The 21,951-nt window shown below is 61.6% G+C and carries 19 protein-coding genes, 1 tRNA gene and 1 pseudogene; 12 read left to right on the forward strand and 9 right to left on the reverse strand.

The genetic code is table 11. The features are described 5' to 3' along the window. The first annotated feature begins 322 nt into the window (after nt 1–322). The 11 genes from hybO (at nt 323) to ACTG27_RS04980 (ending at nt 11,377) form a co-directional block, all read left to right on the forward strand. On the forward strand, nt 323–1,456 hold the full coding sequence (gene hybO, locus ACTG27_RS04930; RefSeq protein WP_439979200.1) for a hydrogenase 2 small subunit: 1,134 nt from the start codon (nt 323–325) through the stop codon (nt 1,454–1,456). 2 nt (nt 1,457–1,458) lie between these two features. Then, nucleotides 1,459–2,505: a hydrogenase 2 operon protein HybA gene (hybA, locus tag ACTG27_RS04935; protein ID WP_439979201.1), complete on the forward strand. Its 1,047-nt coding sequence runs from the start codon at nt 1,459–1,461 to the stop codon at nt 2,503–2,505. Then, nucleotides 2,498–3,685: a Ni/Fe-hydrogenase cytochrome b subunit gene (hybB, locus tag ACTG27_RS04940; protein WP_439979203.1), complete on the forward strand. Its 1,188-nt coding sequence runs from the start codon at nt 2,498–2,500 to the stop codon at nt 3,683–3,685. Before hybA ends, hybB begins: the two co-directional genes overlap by 8 nt. After that, the gene (gene hybC / locus ACTG27_RS04945; protein ID WP_201959501.1) at nt 3,682–5,385 is read left to right on the forward strand and encodes a hydrogenase 2 large subunit; all 1,704 of its coding nucleotides are present in this window, start codon (nt 3,682–3,684) and stop codon (nt 5,383–5,385) included. Before hybB ends, hybC begins: the two co-directional genes overlap by 4 nt. Further along, entirely contained in the window at nt 5,385–5,915 is a 531-nt protein-coding gene (locus ACTG27_RS04950; RefSeq protein WP_439979204.1) for a HyaD/HybD family hydrogenase maturation endopeptidase, read from the forward strand. The genes hybC and ACTG27_RS04950 overlap by 1 nt, the downstream gene beginning before the upstream one ends. Further along, complete coding sequence (gene hybE / locus ACTG27_RS04955) at nt 5,897–6,412, forward strand: hydrogenase-2 assembly chaperone (protein ID WP_439979205.1); 516 nt, start codon at nt 5,897–5,899, stop codon at nt 6,410–6,412. The genes ACTG27_RS04950 and hybE overlap by 19 nt, the downstream gene beginning before the upstream one ends. A gap of 131 nt (nt 6,413–6,543) precedes the next feature. Further along, the gene (locus ACTG27_RS04960; RefSeq protein ID WP_439979206.1) at nt 6,544–8,154 is read left to right on the forward strand and encodes an ABC transporter substrate-binding protein; all 1,611 of its coding nucleotides are present in this window, start codon (nt 6,544–6,546) and stop codon (nt 8,152–8,154) included. After that, nucleotides 8,139–9,149, forward strand: coding sequence for an ABC transporter permease (locus ACTG27_RS04965; RefSeq protein WP_439979208.1), 1,011 nt, complete (start codon nt 8,139–8,141; stop codon nt 9,147–9,149). Before ACTG27_RS04960 ends, ACTG27_RS04965 begins: the two co-directional genes overlap by 16 nt. After that, nucleotides 9,139–9,954, forward strand: coding sequence for an ABC transporter permease (locus ACTG27_RS04970; protein ID WP_439979209.1), 816 nt, complete (start codon nt 9,139–9,141; stop codon nt 9,952–9,954). The genes ACTG27_RS04965 and ACTG27_RS04970 overlap by 11 nt, the downstream gene beginning before the upstream one ends. Then, nucleotides 9,948–10,736, forward strand: a complete 789-nt coding sequence (locus tag ACTG27_RS04975; protein ID WP_439979210.1) for an ATP-binding cassette domain-containing protein — start codon at nt 9,948–9,950, stop codon at nt 10,734–10,736. Before ACTG27_RS04970 ends, ACTG27_RS04975 begins: the two co-directional genes overlap by 7 nt. Continuing rightward, nucleotides 10,736–11,377: an ATP-binding cassette domain-containing protein gene (locus tag ACTG27_RS04980; protein ID WP_439979211.1), complete on the forward strand. Its 642-nt coding sequence runs from the start codon at nt 10,736–10,738 to the stop codon at nt 11,375–11,377. Before ACTG27_RS04975 ends, ACTG27_RS04980 begins: the two co-directional genes overlap by 1 nt. A 345-nt stretch (nt 11,378–11,722) precedes the next feature. On the opposite strand, the gene hypB is transcribed toward ACTG27_RS04980, so the two are convergent. After that, a complete protein-coding gene (hypB, locus tag ACTG27_RS04985; protein ID WP_439980495.1) occupies nt 11,723–12,589 on the reverse strand; it encodes a hydrogenase nickel incorporation protein HypB in 867 nt (288 codons plus the stop codon). On the opposite strand from hypB, the gene ACTG27_RS04990 reads away from it, so the two are divergent. Next, nucleotides 12,470–12,847, forward strand: a complete 378-nt coding sequence (locus ACTG27_RS04990; RefSeq protein ID WP_439980496.1) for a hypothetical protein — start codon at nt 12,470–12,472, stop codon at nt 12,845–12,847. The genes hypB and ACTG27_RS04990 overlap by 120 nt on opposite strands. Here ACTG27_RS04990 and hypA read toward each other — a convergent pair. The 8 genes and pseudogenes from hypA to ACTG27_RS05030 all read right to left on the reverse strand — a co-directional run bounded on the left by hypA (nt 12,825) and on the right by ACTG27_RS05030 (nt 21,849). After that, complete coding sequence (hypA, locus tag ACTG27_RS04995) at nt 12,825–13,166, reverse strand: hydrogenase maturation nickel metallochaperone HypA (protein WP_163137046.1); 342 nt, start codon at nt 13,164–13,166, stop codon at nt 12,825–12,827. The two genes, ACTG27_RS04990 and hypA, sit on opposite strands and share 23 nt — an antisense overlap. Nucleotides 13,167–13,235: 69 nt before the next feature. After that, nucleotides 13,236–14,239 (reverse strand): annotated as a pseudogene (gene hypE / locus ACTG27_RS05000) (hydrogenase expression/formation protein HypE). Further along, entirely contained in the window at nt 14,236–15,348 is a 1,113-nt protein-coding gene (gene hypD, locus ACTG27_RS05005) for a hydrogenase formation protein HypD (protein ID WP_439979212.1), read from the reverse strand. Before hypD ends, hypE begins: the two are co-directional and overlap by 4 nt. Next, complete coding sequence (locus ACTG27_RS05010; protein WP_040065728.1) at nt 15,342–15,593, reverse strand: HypC/HybG/HupF family hydrogenase formation chaperone; 252 nt, start codon at nt 15,591–15,593, stop codon at nt 15,342–15,344. Before ACTG27_RS05010 ends, hypD begins: the two co-directional genes overlap by 7 nt. A gap of 5 nt (nt 15,594–15,598) precedes the next feature. Then, on the reverse strand, nt 15,599–18,037 hold the full coding sequence (gene hypF / locus ACTG27_RS05015) for a carbamoyltransferase HypF (RefSeq protein ID WP_439979213.1): 2,439 nt from the start codon (nt 18,035–18,037) through the stop codon (nt 15,599–15,601). After that, nucleotides 18,034–19,959: a selenocysteine-specific translation elongation factor gene (selB, locus tag ACTG27_RS05020; protein ID WP_439979214.1), complete on the reverse strand. Its 1,926-nt coding sequence runs from the start codon at nt 19,957–19,959 to the stop codon at nt 18,034–18,036. The genes hypF and selB overlap by 4 nt, the downstream gene beginning before the upstream one ends. Before the next feature lie 4 nt (nt 19,960–19,963). Continuing rightward, nucleotides 19,964–21,442: an L-seryl-tRNA(Sec) selenium transferase gene (gene selA, locus ACTG27_RS05025; RefSeq protein ID WP_439979215.1), complete on the reverse strand. Its 1,479-nt coding sequence runs from the start codon at nt 21,440–21,442 to the stop codon at nt 19,964–19,966. A gap of 315 nt (nt 21,443–21,757) precedes the next feature. Next, nucleotides 21,758–21,849, reverse strand: a tRNA-Sec gene (locus ACTG27_RS05030). Between the last annotated feature and the right edge of the window lie 102 nt (nt 21,850–21,951).

A 21,951-nucleotide genomic window follows, 5' to 3' on the forward strand; every position in this document is an offset into this window, starting at 1 on the left:
ATTCAATGGATCATTTATTGGTGGTCATCAGTATTGTGAAATGAGCGGTATAGCCAAGATTTCAATCATGTTAATTTTGCTCACAGTGAAAGAGAGGATATGCGGTGATTAATTATTTAATATCCAATTAATTTCATAAAATTTACGAAGTTGCTAAATATCTCTTTGGGGGTAATTAATTTCATTTGTGATGTGGCTCGCTATGAAAATAGGGGTAAGCCGGTCGAAATTGATAGAGATCAATACTGCAGGGTGGGTGAGTCCTTAGCATTTCCGCTATTAAGCATTTATCAAACAAGTGCTCACTACGGGAATAAGAAGAATGGTCGAGGATAATTTTTTATCGGCTCATGGGATTAATCGCCGTGATTTTATGAAATTGTGTGCCGGGATGGCCGCAACCCTGGGATTAAGTCAGCATGCCGTCGCCAAGATGGCCACTGCGCTCACCAGCCCCGAACGGCCGCCGGTGATCTGGATTGGGGCGCAGGAGTGCACCGGCTGTACCGAGTCACTGCTGCGGGCCACTCACCCCACCATCGAGAACCTGATCCTCAATACCATTTCGCTGGAGTACCACGAGGTGCTCTCGGCGGCCTTTGGTCATCAGGCTGAAGAGAACAAGCACAACGCCATGACCCGCTACAAGGGCAAGTATGTGCTGGTGGTGGATGGCTCCATTCCGCTGAAAGATGGTGGCGTCTACTGCATGGTGGCCGGTGAGCCCATCGTTGACCATATTCGCCGTGCCGCCATTGACGCGGCTGCGGTCATCGCCATAGGCTCCTGCGCCGCCTGGGGCGGTGTGCCTGCCAGCGGCGGCAACCCGACCGGCGCCGTCAGTCTCGAAGAAGCCCTCGGCAATATCAGCACTCCCATCATCAATATCCCGGGTTGCCCGCCCAATCCTCACAACTTCCTCACCACGGTTGCCTACTACATCACCTACGGCAAGCTGCCGGCGCTGGATAGCAAGAAGCGCCCGCTGTTTGCCTATGAGCGGCTGATCCACGAGAACTGCGAGCGTCGTCCGCACTTCGACGCAGGGCGTTTTGCCAAGGAGTTTGGCGATGAGGGCCACCGGCAGGGCTGGTGTCTCTACCATCTGGGCTGCAAGGGGCCGGAGACCTACGGCAACTGTTCAACTCTGGAGTTCTGCGATGTGGGCGGCGGCATCTGGCCGGTCGGCATCGGTCACCCCTGTTATGGCTGTAACGAGCAGGGGGTCGGTTTTAGCAAGGGGATCTTCCAGCTCGCCAAGGTAGAGAATCCGACTCCGAGGGTGGATAAACCCGATGTGAAGATCCAGGAGGGGGGCTATACCTCGCCCACCGCGACCGGCCTTATCGGTGGCGCCCTCGGGGTGCTGGTAGGGGTGAGTCTGATGACGGTGCGTGAACTCGGTCGCCAGCAGAAACGCCACGAAGCCGGGCAGCACCCATCACGGGAGGAGTAGCCGTGAACAGACGAAACTTCCTCAAATTCGCCTCCGTCGGCGCGCTGGCGGCGGGCACAGCCGTACCCGGCACCGCACTGGCGGCGGCCAAGAACAAGCCGCCCATTCCCGGCGCACTCGGCATGCTCTACGACTCCACCCTCTGCGTTGGCTGTCAGGCCTGTGTGGCGGAGTGTCAGCGCCTCAACGGCAACCCGGCCAATCCAGCCGGGGCGCAAACCTGGTCCAACAACGACAAGCTGACCCCCTACACCAACAACATCATTCAGGTGTGGAAGAGCGGCACTGGCGAGCACAAGGATCAGTTGGTGGATGGCTACGCCTACATCAAGAAGCAGTGCATGCACTGTGTCGATCCCAACTGCGTCTCTGTCTGTCCGGTGCAGGCTCTTAAAAAAGATCCCAAGACCGGCATCGTTCACTACGACCCGAGCGTCTGCACCGGCTGTCGCTACTGCATGGTGGGTTGCCCGTTCGATGTGCCCAAATATGACTATGACAACCCGCTGGGGGCGATCCACAAGTGCGAGCTCTGCAACCAGAAGGGGCTTGAGCGGATCGATCAGGGGAAATTGCCCGGTTGTGTCGAGGTGTGCCCCACCGGCGCCGTCATTTTCGGCACCCGCGAGGAGCTGATGGCCGAGGCCAAGCGTCGTCTGCTGGCGACTCCGGGCAGCGAATATGCCTATCCGCGCCAGACCCTCTATGCCAACGACCCCTACCAGCACGAAGTGCCCAACTACCAGCCTTACGTCTATGGCGAGAAGGAGGGGGGCGGCACCCAGGTGCTGGTGCTGGCCGGGGTGCCCTATACCAAGCTCGACATGCCCGATCTGCCGGAGCTCTCCTCCGGGGCGCGCTCGGAGCATATCCAGCACACCCTCTACAAGGGGATGGTGCTGCCCATGGTGGTGCTGACCGGCCTTTCGGTGCTCATTCGCCGCAACACCAAGAATGGTCACGATCATCATCACGATGATGGTCATGATCAGGGGAGTGCGGAGATCAAGGATCAGGGCACCACAAAGGGAGGCAAGGATCATGAGTAACCACAAGGCGTATCCTCTCGGCGGCAAGCTGGTCAGCTGGCCTGTGCTGGTGCTGGCCCCCTTTGCCGTGCTGTGCGGCATGTTGATCTTGAAACGCCTCGTCTTCGGGCTGGGTTCGGTCACCGATCTGAATGGCGGCTACCCCTGGGGGCTCTGGATCTCGTTCGATCTCTTGATCGGTACCGGCTTCGCCTGTGGCGGCTGGGCGCTGGCCTGGGCTGTCTATGTGTTCAACCGGGGCGAGTATCACCCGCTGGTGCGACCGGCGCTGTTGGCGAGCCTGTTTGGCTACTCGCTCGGTGGCCTCTCCATCACCATCGACGTGGGCCGTTACTGGAACCTGCCGTACTTCTACCTGCCCGGTCACTTCAACACTTCCTCGGTGCTGTTCGAGACGGCGGTCTGCATGACCATCTATATCGGGGTGATGGCGCTGGAGTTCGCTCCCGTGCTGCTGGAGAAGTTCGGCTGGAAGGCGTCACTCATTCGCCTCAACAAGATCATGTTCTTCGTGCTGGCGCTGGGGGCCCTGCTGCCCACCATGCACCAATCCTCCATGGGATCCTTGATGATAGTGGCGGGGGAGAAGATCCATCCGCTCTGGCAAAGCTACGAGCTGCTGCCGATCTTTTCGCTTCTGACCGCATTTATCATGGGCTTCTCCATCGTGGTATTTGAGGGCTCCTTGGTGCAGGCGGGACTGGCGGGGCGGGGCCCCAACGAGAAGTCGCTCTTCTACAAGCTGACCCAGGTGATCGACATCTTCCTGATCCTGTTTGTGGCGCTGCGCTTTGCCGAGATCGTCATCCACGACAAGTCGGAGTATCTCTCCGAGTTCAATCGCTTCTCCATCATGTTCTGGAGCGAGATTGCGCTGATGATCTTCCCGCTGCTGGTGTTCCACTGGGACAAGAGCCGCCGCGATTCGCGCATGTTGTTCCTGGGGGCCCTCAGCATGCTGCTGGGCGCCGCCCTCTGGCGACTGGATTACTCCCTGCTCGCCTTCAACCCCGGCAATGGCTACCACTATTTCCCCTCCGCGACGGAGGTGCTGATCTCCCTTGGCTTTGTTGCCATCGAAGTGTGTGCCTATTTGCTGCTGATCCGGCTGTTGCCGGTACTGCCATCACTTGAACGTGTTCACCAAGATTATCAGGCCCGAGGGAAAGCCAACGTATGAGCCAACGTATCACCATAGACCCCATCACCCGCATCGAGGGTCACCTGCGTATCGACTGTGAAATCGAAGGCGGCGTCGTCACCAAGGCCTGGTCGTCCGGCACCATGTGGCGCGGGATGGAGGAGATCGTCAAGGGCAACGACCCGCGCGATGCCTGGATGATAGTGCAGCGTATTTGCGGGGTATGTACCTCCATTCATGCCATCGCCTCGGTGCGGGCGGTGGAGAACGCCATCGGCGCCAAGGTGCCGGTCAATGCCCAGTACATCCGCAACCTCATCATCGCGGCCCACAACATCCACGATCACATCGTCCACTTCTACCAGCTCTCCGCGCTGGACTGGGTGGACATCACCGCGGCCCTTGAGGCCAATCCGCAAAAAGCGGCGGACATGCTCAAGGGGGTATCGACCTGGTCCCTCAACAGTGCCGACGAGCTGACCAAGGTGCAGGATAAAATCCGCGCGTTGGTAGCCAGCGGCCAGCTCGGCATCTTTGCCAACGGCTACTGGGGTCACAAGGCGATGAAGCTGAGCCCGGAGGTGAACCTCATCGCCGTGGCCCACTATCTGCAGGCACTGGAGTGCCAGCGCGATGCCAACCGCATTGTCGCCATTCTCGGCGGCAAGACCCCCCACATCCAGAACCTGGCGGTGGGCGGCGTGGCCAACCCTATTAACCTGGATGCACCAAGTGTGCTCAACCTGGAGCGGTTGCTCTATGTGAAGAGCTTTATCGATCGGCTCGGCGAGTTCATCGAGCAGGTCTACAAGGTGGATGCCGCCATCATAGCCGCCCACTACCCCGAGTGGCTTAACCTGGGGCAGGGGGCCAAGCACTACCTGAGCGTGCCGGAGCTCCCCACCGACGCGAACGGCGGCAGCTTCCTGATGCCGGGCGGCTACATCGAGAATGGCAATCTGGCAGGTTATCGCCCCATCGAGAGCCATCAGGATGGCTGGCTGATGGACGGCATCGCCGAGAGCAACAAGCACGCCTGGTACAAGGATGACGCTCCCCTCAAGCCTTGGGAGGGCAAGACCGAGCCCGACTACACCGGCTGGCAGGATGACGGCAAATACTCCTGGGTCAAATCCCCCACCTTCTACGGCAAGGTGGTGGAGGTGGGGCCGCTTGCAGACCTCCTGGTCAAGCTGGCCGCCAAGCACCCGGAGACGGTGGCGCATTTCGATCAGCTGAACGGCATTTATAAAGCGCTCACCGGCTCGGCCATCAAGACCGAGCAACTGCACTCCACTATGGGCCGCATCATCGGCCGTGCGGTGCGCTGCTGCGTGCTCAAAGATACCCTGTCACATCAGTGGAAGGCGCTGGTCGACAACATCGGCAAGGGGGACACCACCGCCTACATTAAGGCAGAGATCCCGGCGGATAAAGAGTTTCGCGGGGTGGGCTTTGAAGAGGCGCCGCGTGGCATGCTCTCCCACTGGATCGTCATCAAGGGCGGCAAGATCGAGAACTATCAGGCGGTGGTGCCATCGACCTGGAACTCGGGCCCGCGCAACTTCAACGATGAACCCGGCCCCTACGAGCAATCGCTGGTGGGCACCCCGGTAGCCGATCCGGCCAAGCCGCTGGAAGTGGTGCGCACCGTCCACTCGTTCGACCCCTGCATGTCCTGCGCTGTGCATGTGGTGGATACCCAAAATGGTGAAACGACTCAGGTGAAGGTGCTGTGATGAACACCTTGATCCTGGGCGTGGGCAACCTGCTCTTGAGTGACGAGGCCGTCGGCGTGCGCATCGTCGAGGCGCTGGGGCGCAACTACCGTTTCGCCCCCGGCATCGAGCTGCTCGACGGCGGTACCGCTGGTATGGAGCTGCTCGAAGCGATGGCCAGTCGCGATCACATCATTCTGGCGGATGCGGTGCGCAGCGGTAATCCGCCGGGCATAGTGGTGACCCTGAAGGATGAGGAGATCCCGACCCTGTTTGGTCGCAAGATATCCCCCCATCAGCTGGGGCTGGCGGATGTGCTCTCGGCGCTGCACATGACGGGGGAGTCGCCCAAGCGGCTCACCCTGATCGGGGTCGAGCCCGAATCCCTCGAGCCCCGCATCGGCCTCACCTCCGTGGTGGCGGCTGCCATGGGGGAGGCGACGGATCGGATTTTGACCCTGCTGGCCGCCGTTGGCGCGCCCGCCATCCCGCTCTCTGAGCAAGAAAAAGCTGAACAAGCACGGGAGGGCCTATGGTGCAGTCCCATTTAAGCGGGCTTGATGACGTGCAGGAATTTGCCGGTTTTGCCAGCGATCCCGCACCTCTGCTGGTAGCCCAGTATGAGCGGATCGCTCGTGAAGAGATGCAGGCGCTGCCCTTCTATCACGCCACCATGCCCATTGTGGCGGAGTGCACGTTGTTTGAAGGTCAGTGGCTCGGCTGCGTGCTCACCCCCTGGATGTTGAGCGTGGTGGTGCTGCCGGGGCCGGATCAGCTTTGGCCGGTGCGCAGCAGCAGCGATCGACTCGCCCTGCAGCTCCCCTGCGGCAACATGACCTTTATGGTGGGTGAATTGCCCGAAAGTGGTCAGTTGCTGGCCTGCTCCCTGATGTCGCCGCTCGATCCCCATCTCGGTGCCGGGGAGGGGCGCTCACTGGTGAGCAGCACCCTCAAGATGCTGCTCTCCTTGCCGGTGCAGCAAGGGGCTGGCGGCGTGGATCTGGGCCGCAGACGGCTATTCGGTGCCCGGCGCGGTCAACAGGCATAGTCGCTAGGTTTCACGCGAAATCAAGTTTAGAATAGGGGGCCATTTTGGCCCCTCACTCCCATGTTCAGACACGCATTCCGCCTCTTTTTTGAGTGATGATCCGTGAGTGGTACAAAACAAGAAGGATCCCCATGACTGTTTCTCGCAATTCCCTTCGCCATTACGCTAGATCCGGCGCTACCGCCCTGTTGACCCTGCTGCTGGGCACTGCCTCTCACGCGGCGCTGGCCGCCGCCCAACCTGTGCCTGCCGAACTCAAGCTCGCCATCGGCAGTGAGCCCACCGAAGGGTTTGACCCTCTGCTTGGCTGGAGTCACGGCAGTTACCTGCTGCTGCATAGCCCGCTGCTCAAGCAGAACGCCGATCTCAGCTGGCAGAATGTGCTCACCCAAGCGGTGACCCCGAGCACGGATGGCAAAGGATGGATCATTACCCTCAAGCCTGACCTGAAATTCTCCAACGGTGCACCGCTCACCGCCGAGGATGTGGCCTTTACCTACAACAACGCAGCCAAGGGTGGCGGCAAGATCGACATGGGCAACTTTGTCTCGGCCAAGGTGCTCTCGCCCACCGAGGTGGCCATTACCTTGAGTGCCCCCCAGAGCACCTTCGTCAACGTGCTGGGATCTTTGGGGATAGTGTCGAAGAAGGATTACGACGCAAAAGCATATGCCCAAAAGCCGGTCGGTGCCGGCCCTTACCGGCTGGTGAGCTTCCTGCCCGGCCAGCAACTGGTGGTGGAGGCGAACCCCTATTACGCTGGCGGCAACAATGACTTCAAACGGCTGGTGTTTGTCTTTATCGATGAAGAGAGCGCCTATGCCGCGGCCCAGAGCAGCCAGCTCGATGTGGTGCGCATCGCCCCGTCACTGGCGCCCACCGTGCCTGCCTCCCTCAAGCTGTGGGTGCGGCCGAGTGTCGAGAACCGCGGCATCGTCTTCCCCATCCCGCCAGCAGGCGGCAAGGATGCCAAGGGTTATCCCATCGGCAACGACGTGACCTCGGACGTGGCGGTGCGCCGCGCCATCAACTACGCCATCGACCGCAAGCTGCTGGCCGATCAACTGCTGGAAGGGCACGCCATCCCCGCCTACAGCGCGGTGGAAGGCTTGCCCTGGCTGAACAAAGCCACCGCCTTCAAGGATGGGGATGCGGCCCACGCCAACGCCCTGCTCGACGAGGCCGGCTGGAAGATGGGCAGCGATGGCATTCGCCACAAGGGCTCCCTGCGCGCCGCCTTTACCCTCTGGTACACCAGCGGTGACAGCACCCGCCGGGATCTGGCGGAAGCGGTGCGCGCCATGCTCAAACCCATTGGCCTTGAGGTGAGCCTCAAGTCCGGCAGCTGGGAGCAGGTGGAGCGGGAGATGCACGCCAACCCGGTGCTGATGGGGTGGGGGAGTCTGGATCCCATGGAGCTCTATCACCACTACCAGAGCGGCTCCGGTGGCGTGGAGTTCTACAATCCGGGCTACTACAGCAACCCGGTAGTGGATGGCCACCTCAAGCAGGCGCTGGATGCCCCGAACTGGCAGGCAGCTGTGCCGTTCTGGCAGCAGGTGGAGTGGGATGGCAAGACCGGTGCCGGAGTGCAGGGAGATGCCGCCTGGGCATGGCTGCTCAATGTGCAGCATACCTATCTCGCCAACCACTGCATCGATCTTGGCAAGGGGGCGCCGGAAATCCACGGTAGCTGGTCACTCCTCAACAACCTGCAGGATTGGCGGTGGACGTGCCGCTAAGTTCGCCCTTGAGTCATTCAGGTTATCTGTTGCTAAAAGCCCTGCTGCGTCTGGCAGGGCTGTTATGTCTGGTCTCGGTCGCCACCTTTGTGCTGCTGAGTTACTCCCCCATCGACCCCATCAAGGCCTATATCGGCAACGACCTGCTCCATGTGCCGCCGGAGCAATACGCCCGCATCGCCGCCCGCTGGGGACTGGATCAACCGCTCTGGCTGCGCTACTGGCACTGGTTTAGCCAGGTGCTGCGGGGGGATCTCGGTTACTCCATGCTCTACAACGCGCCGGTGAGCGAGGTGATTGGCCAGCGCTTTGCCGCCTCCTTCCTGCTGCTGGCGGGTGCCTGGCTGCTCTCCGGTTTTTTCGGGATTTTGCTGGGCCTCTGCGCCGGTCGCTATCTCAATCGCTGGCCCGATCGCCTGATTTGCCGTTTTGCCTACCTGCTCGCCTCCTTGCCCACCTTCTGGGTCGGCCTGTTGCTGCTCGCCCTGTTTGCGGTGCACTGGCCGCTACTGCCAGTCTGCTGCGCCTGGACGCCGGGCCTCTCGGCCGATGAGGCAGATTGGGTTATGCGAGCGCGCCATCTGTTGCTGCCGGTGACTACCCTGGCGCTGCTCGGGGTGGGCAATATTGCCCTGCATACCCGGGCGCGGGTGGCCGAGGTGCTGGAGAGCGACTTTATCCGCTACGCCCGTGCTCAGGGGGATGGCGGCTGGTCCATGCTGCGTTTTCACGTGCTGCGCCACGCCTTGACCCCGGCGCTCTGCCTGCAGTTTGCCTCCCTTGGTGAGCTGATTGGCGGATCGCTCTTGGCCGAAAAGGTCTTCTCATACCCGGGGCTCGGCCAGGCCACTGTGGATGCGGGGCTCAGGGGCGATATTCCCTTGCTGATGGGAATCGTGCTCTTCTGCACCCTGCTGGTCTTTATTGGCAACACGGTGGCCAGTTTGCTGCTGGCCCGCATCAATCGGGGCTGGGAGGGCGAGCATGCTGTTTAATCCGTTTCCCTCCATAGTGCGGCTGGTTTTTGCCCTGCTCGGATTGGCGCTGCTGGCCACTTACGGCTGGAGCTTCTCTCATCAGGATGTGCCGATGGATCTGCTGGCGCGCCAGCAGCCCCCCTCGCTGGCCCACTGGTTCGGCACCGATCAGATGGGGCGGGATCTCTGGTTGCGAGCCTTTCAGGGCACCCTCACCAGTCTGGAGCTGGGGATCAGCACGGCGCTCTGTAGCGGGTTGTTGGCCATGGTGGCGGCAAGCGTGTCGCTCATTCACCCCAGATGTGATGCGGCGGTACGAATGGTGATCGACGCCATGCTGGCGCTGCCCCATATGCTGCTGCTGATCCTTATCTGCTTTACCGTGGGGGGCGGCATGCGCGGGGTGATCCTGGCGGTAGCGCTCACCCACTGGCCCAAGCTGGCGCTCATTCTCTGCGCCGAGGCGCGGCGGATCGCTTGCAGCGACTATGTGGTGCTGGCCCGCTGTCAGGGGATGGGGGCGCTGCGTCGCTGGCGTACCCACCTGCTGCCGGGGCTGTTGCCCCAGTGGTTTATCGGCACCTTGCTGATGTTTCCCCATGCGGTGCTGCACAGCGCGGCCTTGAGCTTTCTCGGCTTTGGTCTGGCGGCCCACGAGGCCTCGCTAGGCCTGCTGCTGGCCGATGCCTTGCGTTATCTGGCTGGTGGCGGCTGGTGGCTGGCCCTCTTCCCGGGGCTGATGTTGCTGCTGCTGGTTCTGCTGTTTGATCAGGCTACCCGCGCTCTGCAACAGCTGCTGTGGCACAGGAGTGAACCATGCTGAGTTTTGATCAGGTGACCATAGAGGCGGCCCACTACTCCTGGCTGGGGCGGCGCAGTTGGCAGCCTTTGCTGACCGATATCAGCCTGCAACTGGCGCCGGGGGAGATAGTGGCGCTGGTGGGAGGGAGCGGCGAGGGCAAGAGCCTGCTGCTGCAAAGCGCCCTGACATTGCTGCCGGACAATCTGCGAATGCGCGGCAGCATCTCCCTCGATGGCACGCCTCTGTGCGATGCCAGCCGCGCCCGTCTGCGCGGCCACACCCTCTGCTATGTGCCGCAGGGGGTGAGCGCCCTCAATCCGTTGCTGACGGTGGAGCGCCAGCTGGGGCGTGCAGCACGCCTGTGTGGCCAGAGCGGTTCTCGCGAGCGGCTCGGCGAGCAACTGCTGCGCTACCAGTTGCCCGCGACCACCTTGGATAGCTATCCGCGCCAGCTCTCCGGTGGCATGGCCAAGCGCATTCTGGCCTGCACTGCGGCGCTCGGCGGCGCCCGCTACATTCTGGCAGACGAGATCACCGCCTGGCTCGACGAGGAGCTGGCCTGTCTGCTGCTCGGCCAGTTGCGTGAATTGGCCAATCAGGGCAGCGGTATCCTCTGGGTGACCCACGATCTGGCGCTGGCGGCCCGCTTTGCCGATCGCATCGTGGCCCTTCATCAGGGCCAGGTGAGCGATACCTTGAGCAGCCACCATCTGCGGCAAGGGCAGGGGAGCGAGATGCTCCGCGCCCACTGGCAGGCGCTGCCGGAGTTCAATGCGCTCTTCTCTGTGCCGGAGGTTTCCTGATGTTTGAAGTACGAAATCTCACTATCGCCCAGGGGGAACGACCCCTCTGGCAGGGTTTATCACTGACGGTGAAAGCGGGCGAACGGCTCGGTATCTCCGCCCCGAGCGGTTATGGCAAGACCACGCTGGGGCGGGTATTGGCCGGTTGGCAACCGGTTGGGGCCGGCGGGCAGATCCTGCTGGATGGGCAGCCGGTGCCTGAACAGGTAAAAGGCTATAACCCCATCCAGCTGGTGCCCCAGCACCCGGAACTTACCTTTAATCCCTATCGCACCACCGGGCAGGCGCTCTGGGATGTATGGCGCCCCGATAACGCCATGCTGGCCCGCTTTATGGTCAAGCCTGCGTGGCTCAGTCGTAAACCCGGTCAACTCTCCGGTGGCGAGCTGGCCCGCATTGCGCTGCTGCGCGCCCTCGATCCTCGCACTCGTCTGCTGATTGCCGACGAGGTGACCGCCCAGCTGGATCCGCAAATCCAGCGCCAGCTCTGGCAGGAGTTGATGATTGAGTGCGAACAGCGCGGGCTTGGTATGCTTGTCTTCAGCCACCAGCAGGCACTGCTGCGTCAGATCTGTCATCGGGTGCTGCGCTTTGGTGAGATGCAGCCCGTGACTGGTGTATTGGCTGAAAATGCGGCTTGAGGGTTAGTTTTCCCTCATCCCCAACCCTTCTCTCGCAAGGGGAGAAGGGAGTTGAAGTTGCCATCTCACCACGCTCAGGGTTTAGGGTTTGGAAAATCTCGGGGTTTGAAAATATGGCTGGTTGTTATGCTCGAAGCGCCCCTGAGGGGTTTGAGGGCGTCGTATAGCGGCGGCATCCACAAACCGATTCCCTCTCCCTGGGGAGAGGGCTAGGGTTAGGGGGGGAGTATGAAAAGCTGGCCATTCTGTACAGAGAAAATCGTTGGCAAAGCGCGCAGATAAAAGAGAGGGAGGCATCAGCCTCCCTCTCTTGTTTTCTACCGTTATCAGCAGCGTTTAACTGGTTCAGGCACTGGCCAGCCAGTTGAGCCAGGCATCCATCCCTTCACCGGTAGTGGCGCTGACCTGGATCACCTGAATATAGGGGTTGACCCGTTTGGCGTTCTCGATGCAGCGGGCCACATCAAAGCTGACGTAGGGCAGCAGATCGATCTTGTTGATCACCATTAGCTGGGCGGCGGCGAACATGTCCGGGTATTTGAGGGGCTTCTCTTCCCCCTCGGTGACGGAGAGGATCGCCACCTTGTACTTCTCGCCAAGATCGAAGCTGGCGGGGCAGACCAGATTGCCCACGTTCTCGATAAAGAGGATGCCCCCTTCATTGGCGGGCAGCTGGTGGCAGGCGTCGTGAACCATTTTGGCGTCCAGATGGCAGCCCTTGCCGGTGTTGATCTGCACGGCAGGCACGCCGGTGGCACGAATGCGATCCGCATCGGCGCTGGTCTGCTGATCCCCTTCGATCACCGCGCAGGGGCGTTTGTCGGCCAGTTGGCGCAGAGTTTCGCACAGCAAAGTGGTTTTGCCTGAACCCGGGCTAGAGACCAGGTTAAGCACCAGCTGGTCTGCGGCAGTGAAGTGTTCGCGGTTTTGGGCCGCCAGCGCGTTGTTCTTGGCCAGCACATCCATCTCGATGGCGATCAGCTGGCGCTGTCCCATACCGGGCACCGACAATCCCGCTTCCCCTTTGCCATAGTGCAGATCACCCTGCTGATGGTCATGGTCATGGTCATGGTCATGGTCATGGTCATGGCAGTGATCATGGGGATGTGCGTGGGAATGGCCGTGCTCATGAGATTGGGCATGATCATGATGATGGTCGTGGGGGTGATCATGGTGGTGCTCATGGGGGTGATCATGACCCTCGTGGCTTATGGGAGCTCGCACCCCGTGGTAGTGGTGATGGACATCCCCCTGATGGTGATAGTGGTGGTGAATGATCAGGGTGCGCGGTGCGCTCTGCTCATGGGCATGATGATCGTGCTTATGACCATGTTCATGGTGGTGCTCATGAGCGTGCTCATGGTCATGATCGTGGGGGTGTGCATGGTCATGATCATCTTTATGGCCGGCGATCCGCGCCTGGCCGCATCCGCATACGCTACACATATCAACTTACCTCGATGTCGGTGATGCGCAGGCTGTTCCCCTGCGCGACGCGTAATTTGTATCCGCCACACTCGGGGCAGGCTTGCCCGCGCTCGGTGAGGGTGACCGTCTGGTTGCAGTCGTAACACCAGGCCTCTGCCGCCTGGTGCTGAAAGTGAAGTTGGGCCCCCTCGACGACTGTGCCCTTGGCGGCGGCCTCGAAACAGAAGGCAATGGTGTCCGGGTCGACGCAGGAGAAGCTGCCGACCTCGAGCCAGAGGGCGGTCACTTTGGTAAAGCCCCGCTGGGTGGCCTGCTCGGCCGCCAGATCGATGGCAGCCATGGCCAGAGACATTTCGTGCATGGTGGCTCCTTAACCGATATGGGGAGGAGCAGTGACTCCTCCCTGTAATTGACGTAACGGCATGGCCGCTCAACAGATCCGCGGGAGCAGCTCCCCTTGCGGCAGCTCCAGATAACGGCGGCTGCCCCAGGGGTTGTTGAGGATCACCTTGTGGCGATCGCTTGCCTGCACCACGCCGATCTGGCTGGCAGCGGGGTTGAATTGCCGCAAGATGCCCAGCGCGTCCTGCGCCTGTTCGGCTGGCAGGGCCAGCACCATGGTTCCCTCGTTGGCGAGATCATGGGGCTCGAAACCGTAGAGCTCGCACAGGCCGCGCACCGGATCGCACACCGGAATGGCTGACTCCTCCAGCTCGATGGCAACGCCGGAGGCACTGCTCCACTCGTTGAGCACGGCGGCAAGGCCACCGCGAGTGGCATCGCGCAGGGCGTGAGGGGTAATACCCGCTTTTAGCAGCGCTTCTACCTGCGGCCAGAGGGTGGTGCAGTCGCTCTTGAGATCGGAGCCCAGTTGCAGGGCGTCACGGGCCATCAGAATACAGGCGCCGTGGCTGCCGATATCCCGCGACACCAGAATGGCGTCACCGGCCTTGAGGCTCCGCACCGAAATGCCCCGGCTCTGTTCAGGCAGCGGGAAGGTGCCGACCCCGCTGGTGTTGATAAAGATCTTGTCGGCGGCTCCCTTGGGCACCACCTTGGTGTCGCCGCAGACGATACGGGCGCCGCTCTTGGCAAGCTCCGCCGCCATCGACTCGACGATGCGGGCGAGATCGGCGTAGGGGAAGCCCTCCTCGATGATAAAGCTGCAGCTCAGATACTCGGGCTTGGCCCCCATCATGGCGAGATCGTTGACCGTGCCGGCGATAGCCAGCTTGCCGATATCCCCCCCTCGAAGAAGAGCGGCGAGACGGTAAAGCTGTCGGTGGTAAAGGCGATGGGGCCGCTCACCGGCAGCAGGGCGGCGTCTTCACCGCGCAGCAGGATCTCGTTGCCAAAGTGGCGAAAGAAGAGCTGATTGATCAGCTGATTCATCTCGACACCGCCGCCGCCGTGGCTTAACTGAATTTCTCTCATTGGATCCCCATATATCGGTAGTAGGCATTGCAGGCCCCTTCGGAGCTGACCATGCAGCTGCCCATGGGCTGGGTCGGGGTGCAGCCCCGGCCAAAGACTTTGCACTGGTTCGGTTTGGCCAGGCCGCGCAGGATATCGGCGCACTGGCACGCCTTGTGGTCATCGATGGGGGTCTGATCAAGCTGGAAGTAGCGCTCCGCATCGCGCTTGGCTAAGGCATCGCGCAGGCGCAGGGCGGAGGCGTTGATATCCCCCAGACCTCGCCAGCGAAAGTGCTCTCGGGTTTCGAAAAAGCGCTCGACCAGCCGCTGGGCGGCTTTATTGCCGCTGGCGGTGACGGCGCGGCTGTACTGCACCTCCAGCGCGTAGCGACCCTCCACCTTCTGGCGCACCATCATCAAGAGCGCCTCCATCACATCCACCGGCTCGAAGCCGCTCACCACCACGGGCACCTGATAGCGATCGACGATGGGCAGGTAGATATCGGCGCCGGTGATGACGCTGACGTGGGAGGGGCCGATAAAGGCGTTCACCTTGGCCACCCCGTCGGCCATCACCGCATGAATGGCGGGGGGCACCAGCACATGGTTGATATGAAACAGCAGGTTCAGGGCCCCTTGCTCTTCAGCGGCAGCCAGCAAGGCGGCGGTCATGGGGGTGGAGGTCTCGAAACCGATGGCGAAGAAGACCACGGTTTTGTCCGGGTTCTCTTTGGCGATACGCAGGGCATCGAGGGGGTCATAGACCGGGCGGATATCGCTCCCCTTGGCCCGTTGCTGGGCCAGCGTGCCTTTGGAGCCCGGCACCCGGATCATGTCCCCCAGGGTGACCAGAATGACGTTGGGCTGGCGGGCCAGCTCGATGGCCTGATCGATGCGCTCTTTGGGCATGATGCAGACCGGGCAGCCGGGGCCGTGGACAAACTCGATGCTGGCGGGCAGCAGCTGGTGCAGGCCGTACTTCATGATGGTGTGGGTATGGCCGCCACACACCTCCATCACCCGCAGCGGTTCGGGCAGATCTTTTGCCAGTTCATTAATTTGGGCGGCGAGGGCGCGGATCACCTCTGGCTGGCGAAAGCCCTGAAACAGATCATTCAAGGTCAGCATGGCAAGATATCCTGTTTGGGCATCAGGGCCACCATCTGGCGGAAGCTCTCGAGGCTGGCCTGCGCCTCCTCTTCGTCAATCTTGCTCATCACAAAGCCGATATGGAGCAGCACATAGTCCCCCACCTGGAGAGGCTCCTCGAGCAGCATGCAGCTGACGCGCCGTTGCACCCCCAGGGTGTCGACGGTGACGCAGTTATCTTCGGGGTGCAGCTGCACCACCTGAGAGGGGATGGATAGACACATGAATTTCAGGACTCCGACAAGGTGGCACAACCGGCTGTGGCAGGCTGGTGCGTGGCAAGATGGTGGATGGCAAACCAGAGCTGACCGGCGGCGATGCCACCGTCATTGAGCGGCAGGGTTTCGCTGGTCAATACCTGCCGACCGGCCGCTTCGAGAGCGGGCACCAGCTGATCCATCAGCACCCGGTTTTGAAATACGCCGCCCCCGAGCGCCACCGGATACCCGGGGAAGCGCCCGGCAAGGGCGATGACCAGATTGCTGATGGCGCGGATAAAACCGGCGGCCAGTCTGGCGGTTGGGGTACCTTTGCACCACTCGTTGACAAGGGTATTGATGAGCTCGGCCCACTGGATATGCAGTAGCCCCTCTGTTGATTGGCTGAGATCAAAGGCAAGGGGGAAGGGCTGTTCATCGGGAGCCAGCTGCAAGGCGGCTGCCTCCAGCAAGAGTCCCGCTTCGCCCTCGTAATCGGGGGTGTCGATCACCCCCAAGAGCGCCGCCACCGCATCGAATAGACGACCGATGGAGCTGGTGTAAGGGGCGTTGCGACCCAGCTGCCAGAGCTGGTGCAGGTTGCTGATCCGCTTAAGGGGCAGTTGCTTGATCAACGGAATATCGAGGGCACTGATCTGCTCAGGGCTGTGCGATTCAAACAGCAGCCCCAGCAGCTGGCGCGCCGGCTCGCGAATGGCCGCTTCGCCGCCGATCAGCTTGAAGGGGGCAAGGTGGGCAACGCGCTCAAATCCCTGAACGTCTGCGAGCAGCAGCTCGCCGCCCCAGAGGGTGCCGTCATCGCCAAGGCCGGTGCCATCGAAGGCAACGCCCAGCACAGGACCCGTAATGTCATGTTCGGCCATCACTGCCAGCAGGTGGGCGTGATGGTGCTGCACCTCGAGGTGGGTGGAACCCTGATCCTGGCAATAGTTTTTGGCCCACTGGTGGCTGAGATAGCCCGGATGGCGATCCGAGACCAGAACTTCGGGGTTGAGATCGTAGAGTTCGCGAAAGGTCGCCAGGGTCTGCTCGAAGTGCTCCTGCATCGGCAGGCTGTGCAGATCGCCGATATAGGGGCTGTAGATGCGCTGGCGGCCGAAGGCGAGCGCCAGCTGGTTCTTCTGCTGCGCCCCGACTGCCAAGAGCGGCACCCTGACCGCCTGTTGCAGGCTGGGAGTGCAGGGGGCATAGCCCCGGGCGAGGCGCAACGTCTGGCGTCGCCCGCCTGCCCACTGCACCAGACTGTCGTCGCACGGGTGCAGGATGGGGCGGTTGTGATCCAGGATGCCATCAATCTCGCCCCCGAGTTCCCTGATCACTGCCTCGCACTCGATAAGGATCGGGCTGCCGCGACCATTGGCGCTGGTGGCCACCAGCGGCATGGCGCAGGCGTCCAGCAGCAGCTGATGGAGCGGGGTGTAGGGGAGCATGATGCCAAGGTAGGGGATGCCGGGGGCGATCCCCTCGGCCAGCGGCGCGGTTGCAAGTAGGGATTCTGAGAGCCGATCATCGTTTTTGCGCTTGCGCAGCAAGGCGATGGGTCTGGCCTGAGAGGCGAGCAGCGTCCACTCTGCCTCGCAGCCGGTGACATGCAATTTGGCCTCGGCAAGGGAGCCTATCATCACCGCCAGCGGCTTGCGTGCGCGCCGTTTGAGCATTCGCAATCTGGCAACGCTCTGTTCATTGCGGGCATCGCATATCAGGTGATAGCCCCCCATCCCCTTGACCGCAATCAGCGCCCCCGCTTGCAGGGCGCTTGCAGCTGCTTGCAGCGCATCCTCGCGCTCGGCCAAGGCATCGCCACGGCCATTTCGCCAGCTGAGATGGGGCCCGCACTCGGGGCAGCTCACCGGCTGGGCGTGGTAGCGTCTGTCCAGCGGGTTGTCATAGGCCGCCGCACAGCGCGGGCACATGGCAAAGCCCGCCATGGCGGTATGGGGTCTGTCGTAGGGGAGGCGGCGGATAATGGTGTAGCGCGGGCCGCAGTGGGTGCAGTTGGTAAAGGGGTAGTGGTGGTGGCGATCGTTGGGATTGGCCACGTCCGTGGCGCATGCCTCGCACATCCCCTGATCCGGCGAAATGGCGACCGTGGCCGCGCTCTGCTGCTGGCTCGCTTTAATTCGAAACTGGCCATGAAATTGGCCATCGAAGTCGGGAGCATGAGCGAGGGGCAGTTCCCGCTCGCTGAAATGATCGATACGGCTTAAGGGCGGCGCCAGTTCCCGCAGTTCGCGGGCAAAGCTGGCGAGCTGCTCAGGCGATCCTTCGGCACCTATGGTGACGCCGTTGGCATCGTTCAATACATAACCGGCAAGGCTGTGGCGCAGCGCCAGCCCATATACGAAGGGGCGAAAGCCCACCCCCTGAACTATGCCGTCGATATGAAATTCGCGGCGCAGCCGGTTGGCGACCGGATTGGCAGAGCCAGAGGGGGTGATGGTGGCGCTCATGCCGGCTCCATCTCATCTTGAGTCTGCGGCAAACGCAGCACCCGGCGCTCGTTCTCCTCGCGCCGCACCCAGCCATCCATCTCCATGCGCAGGCAGAACGGAATGGCGTATTTGCGTGACAAACCGGTGATCTCCTTGAGGGATGCCATGTCGATCAGATCTCCCACCTGCTGGCCCGCCAGCACGGCGGCGACCATCTGGTTGTAAAGCTCGGCGTCGTAGTAGATGGGGCCATCGAGCTGCACCAGATACTTGAGTCGTGCCAGGTTGCGCAGCTGCTTTTGCAACGCGCCTTTTTGCTGTAAGCCCTGCTGCAGAACCGCGGGCAGCTTGCGGGTGATAAAGGGATCCAGCTCAACGCCGCCGGGGCCCAGTTTACCGGGCTCGTAACCCTCCTTGCCTTGATCTCGCACCACCTTGAGCACCAGCTGCGCCTCTTCCCCCAGATCATCTTCAGACTCGCCGCTGCCCGGCTGCCACTTGTCATGGTGCAGACGAATAAGCTGCTCGCTCTTGAGCTGCTGGAGCAGGGCCTGAGTGACCGGCAGGGCGATGCCAAAGCGGGTTGCCAGCTCGGCGGCACTCAGCGGTTCGCTGGCCAGCGTAGCCAGCAGCTGGTCGCGGCTCTGGGCCAGCCAGCAGTTATCCAGCAGCCACTCACCTAGGGGGGTGACCTGCTCGGGTTGCTGGTCAAAGCGGCTGGTCAGCACATAGCCGTTGAGCCCCAGCTGCAAGGCTGCGGGGTTGTAGTGCTCGAGCTCATCTGGCAGCTCGCCCAGCAGGGCGTGCAGCGCCTTGCGTCTGGCGGGGTGGATGTCACCGCACCAGACGATGCGGGCGCCGTGCAGCAGTTCGCTGCTGCCGTGGCGAATGATGGCAAGCGGCTGGCCAAAGAAGCAGGGGATGGGGCTGGTAAAGATCAGCCGCGCCAGCCGGGTATCCTTGATGGGCAGCCCTTTTATAGGTGCCTCTTTTATCGGCACACAACGGGCTCGGCCATGCCAGCTGCCAAGGGCGACTTCGACCTCCTTGTTGTGCAGAGAGGGGCGTAGCGCCTTGCCGCTCAGGCTCTCGGCGTTGAGTCGCACAATAAGGTGGGTTGCCGCCTTGCACTGGCCGACAGTGCTGGTAAGGCAGTGGCCGCGGGCCACCTCCTTGTGGGGCACTTTTTTCAGGCCCACCGCCACCCGACTGACGGCGCCAATTTCATCAACGCTCTGGTGATAGGCCTGCAGGGAGCGCACCTGCACCTCCCGATCGGCGGGGTAGAGGCGCAGCTTGTCCCCCACCTTGAGGCGGCCCTGCTGCAAGGTGCCGGTGAGCACTGTGCCGGTGCCGTTGGCGGTAAAGACACGATCAACATAGAGGCGCGGGGCGGCCTGCTCGCGGGCAGCTTGTGAGGCTGGCAGATCGGCCAGCTGACGTACGATAGCGGCGTGCAGGGCAGCTATATTCTCGCCGGTTTTGGCGCTGACGCTGACGATATCGGGCACCATGCCGCTCTCGTCCATCACCCGCTCCAGCAGGCGCTCTTCAAGGAGTGCCAGCTCGTCAGGGGAGATCAGATCGCACTTGTTGATGCAGACCAGCAGGCGCGGCACCCCCATCGCCTTGAGCAGGCGCAGGTGATCGCCGGTCATCGGCATCCACCCCTCGTCGGCGGCAATCACCAGCAGCACCAGATCCAGACTCCAGAGCCCCGCTACCATGTTGCGGATATAACGCTCGTGGCCGGGCACGTCGATGACGCCTATGGTGTTGCCCTGACCGTCGTCGAAGTGGGCAAAGCCGAGATCCTGAGTCATGCCGATGGCCTGCTCATGGGCGCGGGCCGTGGTGATGCCGGTGAGGGCCTTGATCAGCAGGGTCTTGCCGTGATCCACGTGGCCGGCAAGACCGATAACGGCGCGATAGGGGGTCATGGGATCAGGGCTCCTCGGTCGCATTTGTTGCATTGAACGGGGCGGGCAGCAGCAATTCCTTGAGTTGGGCAATCAGCAGTTCCATTTCGGTCGGCAGCAGGGTGGCCATATTGAGCAGCACCTTCTGCTGGCGCACGGTGGCGATGACCGGCACCGGCAGTTCGCGCAAATCATCGAGCAGCTGCTGGGCCGGGCGCGAGTCGTTGCATTCCAGCGCAGGGGCCGGGTAGAACTCGTCCGGCAAGGTGCCGCCGCCCACCACCAGCTGGGCGGGGACCGGCACAAAGCAGCCGGGCAGGGCGGTCATCAGCTGGTCGGCTCTCGCCTGCATGGCGGCCGGGTTGCTCAAGGTGCGCTGGGCAATCCCTTCGCCGATGGGGGACTTTTTGAGCTTGTGGATGAGCAGGCGCTCGAGCAGGGAGTAGACGATGCGGCTCGGGCGGAAGGTGCGCATCATGGGGTGTTTTTCCAGCCGCTTGATAAGGTCGCTGCGGCCGCTGATGATGCCCGATTGCGGGCCGCCCAAGAGCTTGTCGCCGGAGTAGCAGACCAGATCCGCTCCCGCCTTGATGTACTGGCGTACCGAGGTTTCGTCCGGCGCAAACTCTTCGCTGGTCAAGCCCGAGCCCTGATCCACCGCCAGCACTACATGTTCGGGCAGGGCGCGGGCCACCTCGCCGATATCGGGGGATTCGGTAAAGCCGCGAATGGCGAAATTGGATCTGTGCACCATCAGTACCAGCGCGCTCTGATCGGTGATGGCATCGAGGTAATCTTTGGCGGTAGTGATATTGGTAGTGCCCACCTCAACCAGTTTGGCGCCGGAGAGCGCCAGAATGTCGGGGATGCGAAAGCCGCCGCCAATCTGGATCTGCTCGCCGCGCGAGACGATCACCTCGCGCCCCTTGGCCACCTCCTGCAGCAGCAAAAAGAGCGAGGCGGCGTTGTTGTTGACCACCAGCGAATCCTCGGCCTGGGTGAGGCAACGGAGCAGGGGGGCGATCAGCCCCTTGCGCCCGCCGCGCTTGCCGGTGGCGAGATCCAGCTCCAGATTGTTGTAGCCGGTGTTGAGGTCACGCACCTCGTCCCACAGTTCGTGACTTAACGGCGAACGCCCCAGATTGGTATGCACCAGGGTGCCGGTGGCGTTGATCACCCGGGTTTGACGCTGGCGCAACTGCTGTTGGCAGCGTTTGGCAAGCAGCGCCTCGATCTGCTCGGGTGCGACGCCATGCTGGCGAAAATCGTCGCTCTGGCGCAGCTCGCTCAGGGTGTCGCGCACCGCCTGGGTCACCAGCGGGCGGCTCAGCGTCTCGATAAACCCGGCGAGAAAGGGTTGCTGAAGCAGCTGTTCCACTTGGGGCAGACGACGGGTTTGTTGCTGGCTGGGCTGTTGCTGTGAATCTGGCAGTGAATCGTCGGCAGCCGGACCTGATGCGGGCTGGCGGTGGGGGATAGCTGACGCGTGAGACGAGTTCGGCATGGGATTACCAGTGCAGTGCGTGGGTTCGGGATGCGCACCGGTTTGCCGATAGAGTGGCCGAGCTGACGGGTTATGGCACTGCTGGCGATTTGCGGATGAGTGCAAACTGGGTGCATCAATGAGCGGGTATAAATTAATGCTGCATCGATGCTGATAAATTAATTTTTGGCCAGCGAGATAACCTGAGTTCGGATTATATTGGCAAGCAGCAAGCACCTTTTTTTAAGGTATTACTTCAAACATATTGAACAAACAATGGAAATAACATTCAGGCCGAAAAATTCAGCGGGAGAGTATTTGTTCAATAGATAAATTTGGCGGAAGAGGCAGGAATCGAACCTGCCAAAGCCTTCTCGGCTCACATCGGTTTTGAAGACCGAGGAGGCCACCAGACCCCATCAACTTCCGTAATGGTCGCCATTTTGTGGCAAATTTCTGTGACTGGCAACGCTTTTTTTGTCATAAAAAAGCGAGAGTTATCGGTTTTTTGAAAAAATCAAAGAACCTTG

The organism is Aeromonas sp. 97A (genome assembly GCF_051919185.1).
GTDB classification, from domain to species: domain Bacteria; phylum Pseudomonadota; class Gammaproteobacteria; order Enterobacterales; family Aeromonadaceae; genus Aeromonas; species Aeromonas veronii.

Excerpts from the sequence above, each read along its gene's own strand:
- hybO (WP_439979200.1), top strand. The coding sequence starts at position 323 with ATGGTCGAGGATAATTTTTTATCGGCTCATGGGATTAATCGCCGTGAT.
- hybB (WP_439979203.1), top strand. The coding sequence starts at position 2,498 with ATGAGTAACCACAAGGCGTATCCTCTCGGCGGCAAGCTGGTCAGCTGG.
- hybC (WP_201959501.1), top strand. The coding sequence starts at position 3,682 with ATGAGCCAACGTATCACCATAGACCCCATCACCCGCATCGAGGGTCAC.
- ACTG27_RS04950 (WP_439979204.1), top strand. The coding sequence starts at position 5,385 with ATGAACACCTTGATCCTGGGCGTGGGCAACCTGCTCTTGAGTGACGAG.
- hybE (WP_439979205.1), top strand. The coding sequence starts at position 5,897 with ATGGTGCAGTCCCATTTAAGCGGGCTTGATGACGTGCAGGAATTTGCC.
- ACTG27_RS04960 (WP_439979206.1), top strand. The coding sequence starts at position 6,544 with ATGACTGTTTCTCGCAATTCCCTTCGCCATTACGCTAGATCCGGCGCT.
- ACTG27_RS04970 (WP_439979209.1), top strand. The coding sequence starts at position 9,139 with ATGCTGTTTAATCCGTTTCCCTCCATAGTGCGGCTGGTTTTTGCCCTG.
- ACTG27_RS04975 (WP_439979210.1), top strand. The coding sequence starts at position 9,948 with ATGCTGAGTTTTGATCAGGTGACCATAGAGGCGGCCCACTACTCCTGG.
- ACTG27_RS04980 (WP_439979211.1), top strand. The coding sequence starts at position 10,736 with ATGTTTGAAGTACGAAATCTCACTATCGCCCAGGGGGAACGACCCCTC.
- hypA (WP_163137046.1), bottom strand. The coding sequence starts at position 13,166 with ATGCACGAAATGTCTCTGGCCATGGCTGCCATCGATCTGGCGGCCGAG.
- hypD (WP_439979212.1), bottom strand. The coding sequence starts at position 15,348 with ATGCTGACCTTGAATGATCTGTTTCAGGGCTTTCGCCAGCCAGAGGTG.
- ACTG27_RS05010 (WP_040065728.1), bottom strand. The coding sequence starts at position 15,593 with ATGTGTCTATCCATCCCCTCTCAGGTGGTGCAGCTGCACCCCGAAGAT.
- hypF (WP_439979213.1), bottom strand. The coding sequence starts at position 18,037 with ATGAGCGCCACCATCACCCCCTCTGGCTCTGCCAATCCGGTCGCCAAC.
- selB (WP_439979214.1), bottom strand. The coding sequence starts at position 19,959 with ATGACCCCCTATCGCGCCGTTATCGGTCTTGCCGGCCACGTGGATCAC.
- selA (WP_439979215.1), bottom strand. The coding sequence starts at position 21,442 with ATGCCGAACTCGTCTCACGCGTCAGCTATCCCCCACCGCCAGCCCGCA.